The organism is Streptomyces sp. NPDC041122 (assembly GCF_055592445.1).
In genome coordinates this window covers 201,581-213,250 of record NZ_JBVIYQ010000007.1, presented here as the reverse complement: position 1 = coordinate 213,250, position 11,670 = coordinate 201,581, and the positions used below count along the sequence as shown (strand labels likewise).

At 70.9% G+C, this 11,670-nt stretch carries 7 protein-coding genes and 1 pseudogene; 4 read left to right on the top strand and 4 right to left on the bottom strand.

From position 1 onward, the window contains the following. Positions 1-39 precede the first annotated feature (39 nt). Entirely contained in the window at positions 40-927 is an 888-nt protein-coding gene (locus ACZ6B8_RS25235; protein WP_471608725.1) for a fatty acid desaturase family protein, read from the bottom strand. Between the two features lie 548 nt (positions 928-1,475). Here ACZ6B8_RS25235 and ACZ6B8_RS25230 point away from each other — a divergent pair. Further along, positions 1,476-2,498, top strand: coding sequence for a methyltransferase (locus ACZ6B8_RS25230; protein WP_471071518.1), 1,023 nt, complete (start codon positions 1,476-1,478; stop codon positions 2,496-2,498). Between the two features lie 52 nt (positions 2,499-2,550). Then, complete coding sequence (locus tag ACZ6B8_RS25225) at positions 2,551-3,852, top strand: aminotransferase family protein (RefSeq protein ID WP_471608724.1); 1,302 nt, start codon at positions 2,551-2,553, stop codon at positions 3,850-3,852. Between the two features lie 139 nt (positions 3,853-3,991). Here ACZ6B8_RS25225 and ACZ6B8_RS25220 read toward each other — a convergent pair whose 3' ends face one another. Next, positions 3,992-7,891 carry an amino acid adenylation domain-containing protein gene (locus ACZ6B8_RS25220; RefSeq protein WP_471608723.1) on the bottom strand — a complete coding sequence of 1,300 codons (3,900 nt, stop codon included), beginning with the start codon at positions 7,889-7,891 and terminating at the stop codon, positions 3,992-3,994. Positions 7,892-8,554: 663 nt separating this feature from the next. Here ACZ6B8_RS25220 and ACZ6B8_RS25215 point away from each other — a divergent pair. Beyond that, positions 8,555-9,541 carry a thiamine pyrophosphate-dependent dehydrogenase E1 component subunit alpha gene (locus ACZ6B8_RS25215; protein ID WP_471608722.1) on the top strand — a complete coding sequence of 329 codons (987 nt, stop codon included), beginning with the start codon at positions 8,555-8,557 and terminating at the stop codon, positions 9,539-9,541. Further along, on the top strand, positions 9,534-10,508 hold the full coding sequence (locus ACZ6B8_RS25210; protein WP_471608721.1) for an alpha-ketoacid dehydrogenase subunit beta: 975 nt from the start codon (positions 9,534-9,536) through the stop codon (positions 10,506-10,508). Before ACZ6B8_RS25215 ends, ACZ6B8_RS25210 begins: the two co-directional genes overlap by 8 nt. A 44-nt stretch (positions 10,509-10,552) precedes the next feature. Here the strand turns inward: ACZ6B8_RS25210 and ACZ6B8_RS25205 are convergent. After that, a pseudogene (locus ACZ6B8_RS25205) lies at positions 10,553-10,597 on the bottom strand (hypothetical protein); the annotation flags it as partial. Between the two features lie 53 nt (positions 10,598-10,650). After that, entirely contained in the window at positions 10,651-11,601 is a 951-nt protein-coding gene (locus tag ACZ6B8_RS25200; protein ID WP_471608720.1) for an alpha/beta fold hydrolase, read from the bottom strand. Between the last annotated feature and the right edge of the window lie 69 nt (positions 11,602-11,670).

Below are 11,670 nucleotides of genomic sequence, written 5' to 3'. Positions count from 1 at the left end.
GTCCACGATCTGCTGTGTCGTCCACGTCGCGGGGAGGGGCTACTTGCTGCCGACGAAGCTCTTGAAGTAGGCGAAGTAGCCGGGGTGGTAGTGGCGCAGGCGGTCGCGCACCTCGACATGCAGGTCCGGCAACCGCTCGATGGGAAGGTTGGGCATCAGATGGTGCTCGACATGGAAGTTGTTGCCGTTGGTGTACCAGGTCAGCAGCACGTTGGACTTGATGGTCCGGGTGTTGGCGAACGGCGAGCGGTCGAGCGTGTCACAGCGGAAGTGCTCGGGCAGCTCGATCAGGGCGTGCACCGGTGCCGCCACCAGGACCAGCGGAAGCAGCCAGACCCAGAGGACCGCGGTGGCCGCGTACACCGCCGAGAGCACCACCGCGGCGACCAGGACGGCCAGGGCCAGCAGATGCTCGACGCGGATGCGGCGGGTGTTGCGGGCGCTCTCGCCGTCGAAGGCGCCACCCCGCAGCGCCCTTGCGACGCCGAGCGCGAACTGCCAGTAGTGGTACGCCATGGTGAAGCGGACGAGCCAGGTCAGCGCGGTCCCGAACCGGCTGCGGTGCTCGCTCTTGCCGTACTGGTCCCCGTAGTCGAAGAACTCCCGGTTGCCCGGCGTGCCGAGGTCCCGGTGGTGGCGCATGTGGGCCACGCGGTAGGCGGTGAACGAGATGAGCATCGGCAGACCGAGCGCCACGCCCATCACGCGGTTGGCGCGCCGGCCGCGGTAGGCGAGACCGTGCAGCGTCTCGTGCTGCAGTTCCGCGGCGTGCGCGAACATGAGCCCGATCAGCAGGATCCCCATCACCCGCAGGGGCACCTGCGACTGGAGCGCCAGCCCGCATCCCGCCGCCGTGATCACGGCGCAGACCAGCACTTTAAACGTGAATAATCGGCCGCGGATCTCGCCACGAATTGCGTTTCGCACTTCACGAATGGCTACTGCATCCATCGGTGGCCGGGCATCACTTCTCGCCCCTCCGTCCGCTGGGCGTCCCATTGGTCCCCCTTCTCGACCGACCACTGTCGGGAGCAATGAAGTGCGGGGCTGCGGTGGACGACTGCAGCCGCCTGCATGGAAATCGCCACTGCCTCAGGGCAGGGTCCTGTGACGGAGATGCGCTTCATCTCTCCGGCGTTCCGAATACGCTCAAATCGTGGTGCGTCGGGAATCTCTACGGCCAGGACAGCTGTATCTCCGGTGCACCAGTGGCGCACCCGCATGCCATCTTCATTGCGGGCGGCACCCACAGTCAAGGCCCCCCTTTCCATCAACTCGCCATGTATAGTCGACGATTGCCCGAGCCGGATTCGTCACTCTCGGTATACCGGACGTAATCGGATCACCCCTCAAGGGTGCTCCCGCGGTCCGTCTCTCCCCACGCAAAGCGCATCCGCGGAACATCCCGTGCCGCATCACGGACGACCTGCCCGCATCACGGCGAAAGCAGACGTCAACGGCTTGCTGGAGGATTCTTGGCTGCTGAACCATTACGCGACGTCGCCGCGTTGTTGGACATCTATCGGCAGGGTCTCGTCTTTCACTGCCTCAGTGCCGTCAGCCGGCTGTCCATCCCCGACCGCATGGCGGACGGCAGACGCGACATCGCCGAACTCGCCGCGGAGACCGGGACGGACGAGGACGCCCTCAGGCGGGTGCTCGTGCTCCTCGCGGGCAGCGGGGTCGTCGACGTCGCCGCGGACCGGAGCAGCGCGGCACTCACCGAACGGGGCAAGGTGCTGTGCCACCGTCACCCGATGTCGCTGTGGGCGACGTTCGCCACCTTCGGCATCCCGGACGTCGGCAACGCGCTCACCGCGACCCTCCAGGACGGCGGGCCCGCCACCCGGCACGCCCTCGGGGTCGACTTCTGGGAGCACTTGGCGAAGCACCCGGGCCAACAACTCCTCTTCGGCGAGGCGATGGCGGAGCAGGCGCGCCTGCTGACCCTGCCGTGCGTGCCGCTCCTCGACTGGCCCGCCGACGGCACGGTCGCCGACATCGCCGGCGGCATCGGGGTGCTGCTCGCCGACATCCTGGACGAAGCGCCGGACGCCCGGGGCATTCTCGTCGACCAGCCCGAGGTGCTCGGGCGCGCCCGCTCCTACCTCGCGGAACAGGGCGTCGACGACCGCTGCACGGTACGCACCGGCGACCTGTTCGCCCCGCCGCCCCGGGCGGACGTCTATGTGCTCTCCCGCGTCCTGCACGACTGGGACGACGACAGCGTGGCCGCGATCCTCGACGCCGTGCGGCGCGGCGGGGACGGTACGGCCGTGCTGCGGATCTTCGAGGACGTCCTGCCGGACGACGCCGTTCCGTCGGCCCTCCAGGGCTGGGCCGACGTCGCCATGCTCGCGCTCTACCACCGGGCCCGGGAACGGACGCTGCCGGAGTTCCGGCGGCTCCTGGAGCGTGCCGGCTGGCGGCTCGACCGCGTGGTCCAGGGGCCGCCCGGGATGTGTGTCATCGAAGCACGTCCGATCTCCGCCCCCTGAGCGCGGTGATCGGGAGACCAGCGTCAGCGGACCGCAGACAAGGAGCAAGGCCGTGATCGATCGAGACACCTATCCGCTGTGGAACAGCCCGAGCATGAGCGCCTACCTCACCACCTTGTCCAGCGAGAACATGCTGGTGGAGGGGCGCGGCGTGCGGGTGCGCGACGCCGCGGGGCGGTGGTTCCTCGACGCCCGCTCCGGGCTGTGGAACGTCACGCTCGGCTACGACCATCCGGCGGTGACGGAAGCCGTCGAACGGCAGCTGCACACCCTGCCGTTCGCCAACCTGGTCGGCTACGGCCGGCCGGGGGCGATCGCCGTGGAGGCGGCCGAGGCGCTGCTCCCGCACCTCCCGGTGCACATGAACAAGATCCGTTACTGCAGCAACGGCTCCCAGGCGGTGGAGACGGCGGTACTGCTCTCCCGCTTCCTGCACCACAGCGGCGGCGACCGGGAGCGGCTCGCGGTCTTCGGCATGTGGCGCGGCTACCACGGCCTCGGTTCGGGCGCGGGCGCCGTGACCGGCATGTCGTACGTACACGATCAGTCGGGGCCCCTACTGCCGCAGGTCCACCATGTCGCCGGCCCGTTCGAGGGTGCGGCTGCTCCCGGTGAAGGGCTGGAGCAGACCATCACCGCCTACGGTCCCGACCGGGTGGCCGCCGTGGTCCTCGAACTCGTCGTGGGCGAGGGCGGGCACGTCCTGTCGGACGCGTATCTGCACTCGCTGGAGCGGTTCTGCCGCGGCCACGGCATCCATCTGATCGTCGACGAGGTCAGCACCGGCATGGGGCGGACGGGCGCGTTCACCCGGACCGAACAGGTCGGTATCCGCCCCGACATCGTGACCTTGGGCAAGGGGTTGAGCGCCGGGTACGCGCCGCTCTCCGCCGTGGTGCTGTCGGACGAGGTCTCGGCCCGGCTCTTCGACCTCGACTTCGAGCAGAAGTTCCTGGTCGGCTCGACCAACGACGGCCACCCCCTGGCCCTCGCCGCGTCGATCGCCGTCATCGAGACCCTTGCCGACGGCGGGGTGCTCGACAACGTCGAGTCCATGGGCGCGCTGCTGCGGGAGGGCCTGGTGGAGGTGGCGGCGCGCCATCCGCACGTGGCCGCGGTCCGCGGCACCGGCCTGATGCAGACGGTGGAGATGGCGGTGGGCGGGGACGGGGCCACCGCGGGAGGCGCCGTGGCGGACCATCTGCGGCTGGCCCTGGAGGAGCGGGGGGTCCTGGTCTCCTCGCTCGCCATGGTCCCCGCCATCATGATCATCCCGCCGCTCGTGGTCACCGCGTCCGACATGGAGGAGATCGTCACGACGCTGGACAAGGCGCTCGCGGACATCAGGTACTGACCGGCCACGCCCCACGGCCGCAGCGAAGCAACCCGCCCCCTGGCCCTGAGGCTTGGGGGCGGGCGGCTGTACGGGTCCGCTTTTTCGGGGCCCGCGTTCTCGGGGGCGTGCTTTCTCGGGGCCTGCTTCTCTCCGGCGGTCAGGCGCCCGGCCGGGTGCCCAGTACCTGAGCCACCTCGGCCAGCGACGCGGCGTGCAGCAACGCCCCGGGGGCGCAGTCGATGTCGTGGTTCTCCAGCCGGCCTCCCACGAACGGGCGCCAGGACTCGGCCGGTGCGCCCCCCGGCTGTCCGCCCTGCGTTGCCGTGAACAACACCGCCTCCCCGTCGAAGAGTTCGGGACGATGACCGGCCAACAGCGCGCTGGTGTGCCGGAGCGTCCGGGCCAGCGCCGCGGTCCTGCTCTCGTCGAGCTCCGCGAGGTCGGCCAGCTCCGCGGAGAACTCCCGCACGGCGGCGGTGGCCCGTGCGACCGTCAGGGGCTCGCCCGAGGTGTCCGGCACCGGGCAGTCGAAGCGGTCGAGGAGCGCGCGGAGCGCCTCCTGCTCCGACATGCCGTTCTCCGCCCCCTCCGCCGCTCCCCCGGCGGGTTCGCCGCCCAGCATGGCCAGCAGCTCCACCTCCTCGCCCTGTCCCCGCAGTCGCACGGCCATGGCGTGGGCCGCCCGCGCGCCGAAGGACCACCCCAACAGGCGGTACGGGCCCGCTGGTTGGATGCCGCGCACGGCATCCACATACTCGGCGGCCAGCTCCTCCAGCGTGGCCGGCAGCCCGGTCTCCTCCGCCAGGCTGCGCGCCTGAAGCCCGTACATAGGCACGTCGGCGGGCAGATGGCCCGCGAGGCGCAGGTACGCCCAGCTCTGTCCGTCGGCGGGGTGGACGCAGAACAGGGGCGGCTTCTTGCCCGTCGCCCGCAGCGGGATCAGCAGGGCGTCGCGGTTCCGCACGGCGCCGTCGCCGAGTTGCCCCGCGAGACCGGCCACGGTGGGGTTGGCGAACAGCTCGCCGACCGACAGCTCCCGGCCCAGCGTGGTCCGGATCCGGCCGAGGAGCCGGGTGGCGGAGAGCGAATGACCGCCCAGGTCGAAGAAGTTGTCGTCGATGTCGACCTGGGGCACCTTGAGGATGCGGGCGAAGAGCCCGGCCAGGATCTCCTCGACCGCCGTCCGCGGCACCTGGTCGCGGTCGACGACGGCCGCGGTGGGCGCGGGCAGCGCGTTGCGGTCCAGTTTGCCGCTGGCGGTCAGCGGCAGTTCGTCCAGGATCACCAGCCGGCCGGGGGTCAGATAGCCGGGCAGCCGGTCGCCGACCTCGGAGCGCACGGCGGCCGCATCGAGGCGCCGGCCGGGTTCGGGCACGGCGTACCCGATCAGCCGCCGCTCCCCGGTCTCGTCCTCGAGCACGGTGGCCGCGGCCCTCGCTACGCCCGGCACGGTCCTGATCCCGGCCTCGACCTCGCCGAGTTCGATGCGGTAGCCGCGCAGCGAGACCTGGTCGTCGTTGCGGCCGACGAAGACCAGGTCACCGTCGGGCGTCCAGCGGACCAGGTCCCCCGTGCGGTACATCCGGGTGCCCTCGGGCCCGTAGGGGTCGCGTACGAAGCGTTCGGCGGTCAGTTCGTCGCGCCCGCGGTAGCCCTGCGTCACGCCGGCCCCTGCCACGTACAGCTCACCCACGGCTCCGACGGGCACCAGTTCAAGGCGCTCGTCGAGCACGCGGACGCGGACGTTGCGCAGGGGTGTGCCGATCGGCGGCGCCTCGGCGTCGGCCGGTGTGAGCGGCTGGCTCATCGCGGTGGAGATGGTGGCCTCGGTGGGGCCGTAGCCGTTGATCAGCCGGCAGACCGGCGACCAGCGCCTGACGACGTCCGGGGAGGACGCCTCCCCCACGATGGTGATGGTGACCCCGGACGGCAGGTCGTCCGGTGACATCACCTCGAGCACCGAAGGGGCGAGGACCAGGTCGTTGATGTCCGCCTCGTCGATGAGCCGGGCGAGGTCGGGGCCGGGCGCGAGGCGGTCGCTCGCGGCCACCACCAGCGTGCCGCCGACCAGCACCGACTGCGTCATCTCCCCCACCGACGCGTCGAAGCTCGCGGAGGCGAACTGCAGCGTGCGGCTCCCGGGCCCGGAACCGAGCCGGTCGAGCATGGCTCCGGTGATGTTGACGACGCCGCGGTGGGGCACCACGACTCCCTTGGGGCGTCCGGTGGAGCCCGAGGTGTAGATCAGATACGCGGGGAGGGCGGGGTGGAACGCTCCGGTCCGCTCGGCGTCGGTGAGGTCCTGCTCCGGCAGCCCGGAGAGCGTCCGCCGCAGGCCGGGGTCGTCCAGCAGCACGCTCTCGGTGCCGAGAGCTTCGGCGAGGTGAGCGGTCGAGGAGTGCAGCAGCACCAGCGCGGGCGAGGCGTCCCGGACCATGAAGGCGAGGCGTTCCACCGGGTAGGCGGAGTCGAGCGGCAGGAAGGCGGCGCCGGTCTTCAGCACGCCGAGCACCGCGGCCACCACCTCCTGCGACCTGGGCAGGGACAGGCCCACCACACTGCCCGGGCCGATGCCACGGGACACCAGGTACCGCGCCAACCTGCTCGCCTGCGCGTTGAGTTCGCCGTAGCTGTAGGTGGCGCCGCCGTGCACCTCCACCGCCGGCGCGTCCGGAGTCCGCTGCGCCCACTGCTCGACGAGGGTGTGCACCCCTGTCTCCGGGATGTCCCGGACGGGCCCGGCGCCCCAGGCCAGCAGTTGTTCCCGCTCCTGCGCCCGCAGCAGCGGCAGACGGCCCAGCGGCGTCTCGGCGTCCGCGGCGGCGAGGCCGTTCGCGAAGTGCAGGAACCGGTCGAGGTGGGCGCCGACCTCCGCCGACGTGTAGAGGTCCGCGTTGCCGGCCGCGATGAGCTCGACCGACCCGTCGGCGGAGGTCTGGAAGAAGGTGAACATCAGGTCGGCGACGTGCGAGTGGGAGAGCGCCCGCATGCGCGCCGGGGACCCGGCGAAGTCCAGGTCGTGGGAGAAGCCCATGACGTTCAGCGCGGGCCCCCACAGGCGGCGTTCGGTGCCGAGCAGCCCCAGCTCCCGGGAGAGTTCCTCCGAGGGGTACCGGCTGCGCTGGAACGCTGCGCGCGCCTCGGCCCTGGTCTCCCGGAAGAAGTCCGCCAGCGAGGTCCGCGCGTCGGTGGCGATCCGCAGCGGTACGGGGTTGGTCAGCATGCCGGGGGTGTCCCGCTCGACCCGGGTCAGCCGCGCCGCGACCGGCATGCCGACGGTGACCTCGGGCGAGTTGGTCATCCGTGCGGTGTAGGCGGCGGTGAGGCCGGTGGTCAGCTCGACCCAGCTGACGGCGTACCGCTCGGCGGCCGCGCGCAGCCTCGCCAGCAGCGCCGGTTCCATGGCGGTCCTGCGGAGCAGTACGTTCTCGCCGCCCGCCGCGCGCCGGGTGGTCAGGCGCACCGGTTCGGCACGGCCGGACAGCCGCTCGAGCCAGAACTTGCGGTCCCGCTCGCGGCGCGTCGAGGCGAGGTAGGCCGTCTCGCTCTCCACGAGCATGCGGAAGGGCCGGAAGGGGGTGTCGTCGACGGCCCGGCCCGCGGCGAGCCGGGTGTAGACCTGCGCCGTGCGGTGGTGGAGCATGCCCAGGCTGCCGCCGTCGAGAAGCAGGTGGTGGACGCGGCGGTAGAGCGTGAACCGGTCGGCCGCCAGCTTGAACAAGGCCGTGGTGAACGGCGGGGGTTCCGACAGTTTCACCTCCTTGGCCATGTCGGCGCGCATCCACGTCTCCGCCGAGGCCCCGGGGTCGGCGTCGGAGCTGACGTCGAAGTAATGGGCCGGAGGCTCCGCCAGGTCGTCGACGTACTGGGCCGGTCCGTCGGCGGTCTCCACGAAGCGCAGGCGCAGCGCCTCCACCTCCGCGACCACCCGGCGGTGGGCCTCCTGGAGGAGTGCGGGGTCCAGGGGCCCCTCGATGTCGAGGCAGTCGGCGATGCTGTGGTGGGTGACGGTGGGTGCCAGAGCCTGCGCGAACCAAATTCCCCGTTGTGCGGCCAACAGGGGCAACAACTCGCTCGAACGGTCCGGAGTTACTTTGTCCTGCGGCCCCGGCATGAAGTCCCTCGCATTCGTCGTAATGCGGTCATGAGAAACATGTGGCACGTTTCCTGGGAACCAGAAGCTCTGCTCGGGCGATGCGGCCACTGACGGGAGATAAACCCGGCCGACGGGCCCTGATTTCGAAGTCGTGGCGGGTGAAGTCATGGCGAGCTTCAGGAGAGCGAAAAGGGACTGTAGCAAGCACGCTCACCGCCTGGGAAGAGGGCTGGATCACGGCAAAAACCGACCCGCCGGGCATATCGGTCTTTAGCGACAGTCGGCAGTATTTGACCCCTGGCACGCGCTTCCGCCGCCGGGCGGACGGATGCTTGCTGCCGTTCCGGAGAGCGGGTTACGATCCCGGAGTTCCACGGCTGACACAGGTATGTCTGCACCCTGCATCTTCGGACCGGAATATCGTCGACCGGATGAGGCGGTTTCCCTACCGCGAGGCGCAGTGCAGCCACAAAATCAGGCGGATGTGGAATCTCGGGACCGTCTCCGTTTCCCCGTCACTCTCTTCTCCGCTCCGGCCGCCCTGCCGGCCGCGGCCCCGCGGTAGCGCTCGTCCTTTCCGCCTCGATGTCTTCGGGCGTCGGGTTCGACCACGAGGAGCACGCCTTGAGTGAGCAGTACTCGACCAGGGAACGGCTGTACCGGACCATGCGGTTGATCCGCCGCTTCGAGGAGTACTGCATCAAGTTGGTGCGGTCCGGGGAGATCGCGGGCGGCATCCACCCCTATATCGGCCAGGAAGCCATCGCCGCCGGGGTGTGCGCGGCGCTGCGTCCCGACGACTACATCACCAGCACGCACCGGGGGCACGGCCACGTACTGGCCAAAGGGGCCGACCCCGCCGCCATGATGGCCGAGTTGACGGGCCGGGTCACCGGTCTCAACAAGGGCCGCGGCGGCTCCATGCACGCGGCCGACGTCAGCCTCGGCATCCTCGGCGCCAACGGCATCGTGGGGGCCGGGGCCCCGATCGCGGCCGGTGCCGCCTGGGCTGCGCTGCGCGCCGGCGAGGACCGTGTCGCGGTCAGCTTCTTCGGGGACGGCGCGGTCAGCCAGGGAGTGGTCCTGGAATCGTTCAACCTGGCGGCGCTGTGGCGGCTTCCGGTGCTCTTCGTCTGTGAGAACAACGGGTACGCCTCCACCCTCACCGTGGACGACGCGATCGCCGGCACGATCGTCGGCCGGGCCGCCGCCTTCGGTATCCCCGCCGTGCAGCTCGACGGCGCGGACGCCGAGGCCGTCATGGCCGCCACCCGCGAACACGCCGACCGGGCCCGCTCGGGCGGCGGCCCCGCGCTCCTGGAGTGCACCGCCTACCGCTTCGACGCCCATCACACCTGGGAACACAAGTCGTTCGTCAGATACCGGACGCAGGAGGAAGTGGCCGAGGGCCGCTCGCGTGACCCGCTGCTGATCCAGGCGGAGCTCATCCCGCCCGAGGCCCGCGACCGCATCGACCGCGAGGTGGAAGACGTGCTGGAGTACGCACGGGAGTTCGCCCTGGAAAGCCCCAAACCCGACCCCGCCGACGCCCTGGACCATCTGTACGCGACAGGGCTGCGCCCGCGACCGGGGGTGGCGTCCCATGCCTAAGCTCTCCTACCTCGGCGCGCTCTCCCGGGCCCTCTCCGACGAACTCGCCCGCGACCCCGACGTCTGTATTTTCGGCGAGGACGTGCGGGTGGGCGTCGCCAACATCACCAAGGGGCTCGTTGACCGGTACGGCCCGCAGCGGATCGTCGACATGCCCCTCTCCGAGCAGGCCTTCACCAGTTTCGCCACCGGTGCGGCCCTGGTCGGGCAGCGCCCGGTGATCGAGTTCCAGATCCCGTCGCTGCTGTTCCTGGTCTTCGAGCAGATCGCCAACCAGGCGCACAAGTTCTCGCTCATGACGGGTGGTCAGGCCAAGGTGCCGGTCACCTATCTGGTGCCCGGGTCCGGCTCCCGCGTCGGCTGGGCGGGCCAGCACTCCGACCAGCCCTACGGCCTGTTCGCCCATGTCGGCCTGAAGACCGTCGTCCCCAGCACCCCGTCCGACGCCTACGGTCTGCTCGTCTCGGCGATCCGGGACGACGACCCGGTGGTGGTCCTGACCCCGGCCGCCTCCTCCATGGACCGCGAGGACGTGGACCTCTCCGCACTCGGCCCGCTGCCGCTCGGCGTGGGCAACGTGGTGCGTCCGGGTTCGGACGTCACGGTGGTGGCGGTCGGCCATCTGGTGCCGGAGGCCGTCGCGGTCGCCGACGAACTGGCGCCCGACCTCTCCGTCGAGGTCTTCGACCCACGCACGGTGTACCCGTTCGACTGGGCCGGCCTCGCCGCGTCCGTGGGCCGCACGGGCCGGCTGGTCGTCATCGACGACACCAACCGCTTCTGCGGCTTCGCGGCCGAGGTCGTCAGCACCGCCGCGGAGGAACTCACGCTCACCGCGCCGCCCCGGCGCGTAACCCGCCCCGACGGCACGGTCCTGCCCTTCGCCCTGGAACTCGACCGCGCGGCCCAGCCCCATCGGGACCAACTCGTGGCGGCGGTGCGGGGGGTGTGCGGGGCGGCGAAGTAGCTGGGACCGAAGTCGGCCAGGTCGAGGATGTCGAAACGCACCTCGGGCAGGTGCTCGACGCCGGTCTTGGCGACCCAGTCGGCCACCATGTGGCCCCGGCGGCCCGGGCGGGTGCTGCCCAGGACGATTCCGATCTTGGTGGTCATGCGACGCCTGCTCTCTTCGGGTGGGGCGTGGACGGCTGGTGGGTGGCTCCGGGGCATGCCGATGGTCGACGTGATCGGCCGGCCGGGTCCCGGCCCGGTTCGGGGATGTCGGTGATCGGCCGGCGCAGTGCCGCTCGCAGTGCCTGGTTGAAGCGTTCCGCCTGGTCCTGCTGGACCATGTGGCCGCCGCCTTCGACCATCGTGAGCTGGGCGCCGGGGATCAGGCGTGCGCACTCCTCGGGGACCGACAGCGGAATCTCGGTGTCGAGGTCACCGTGGAGGAATGTGGTGGGCACGCGTATGCCCGCCAGGCGCTCACGCGGATCGTACGAGGCCTGATCGAGGATCAACTCGTCGATGAGGGACGTCGATTCGAGCACCTGTCGGACGGTCCAGTCGATCATCGCCGCGCTGGTCCCCGGCCGGTACCAGCGCGGGACGAAACCGGCCAGGGTGCCGGCGCGGTCGGTGCAAAGGTCTGCCAGCAGCTCGTCCACCGCATCGCGGACCGTGGTGAAGTGGTGGACGCCGGCGCCGACCGGAACGATCGCGCCGATGCGGTCCGGCGCCGCGAGCGCGGCCTCGAGGACGAACGAGCCGGCGATCGACGATCCGACGAGCACCGGCTCGTCCAGATCCAGGGCGTCGAGGAACGCCAGGATGTCGCGGGTGGCGTCCGCGATGGTGTAGCCGGTGGTGGGCCGCTCGGAGCGGCCGCAGCCGCGCTGGTCGAGCGTGATGACCCGGTGGCCGGCCATCAGGTCCGCCACCTGGGCGTCCCAGACCCGACCGCTGCTCCCCAGGCCGTGCAGGAACACCACGGGCCGTCCGGCGCCGTGATCCTCGTAGTACAGCCTGATTCCGTTCGCTGCCGCGTAGGCCATCCTTCGTCCCTTCTGCCCGCCCGCGTCCGTGAGGGTGCGGGCCCGTAGCCGGAGTTCGACCACGCAGGCCATTCCAGCCCGGACACGGACGCCGGCCAAGGGGCGCTTCACTCATATAGTGATCAAGGATCG

Coding starts and splice junctions, on each gene's coding strand:
- ACZ6B8_RS25210 (WP_471608721.1), top strand. CDS start 9,534: ATGCCTAAGCTCTCCTACCTCGGCGCGCTCTCCCGGGCCCTCTCCGAC.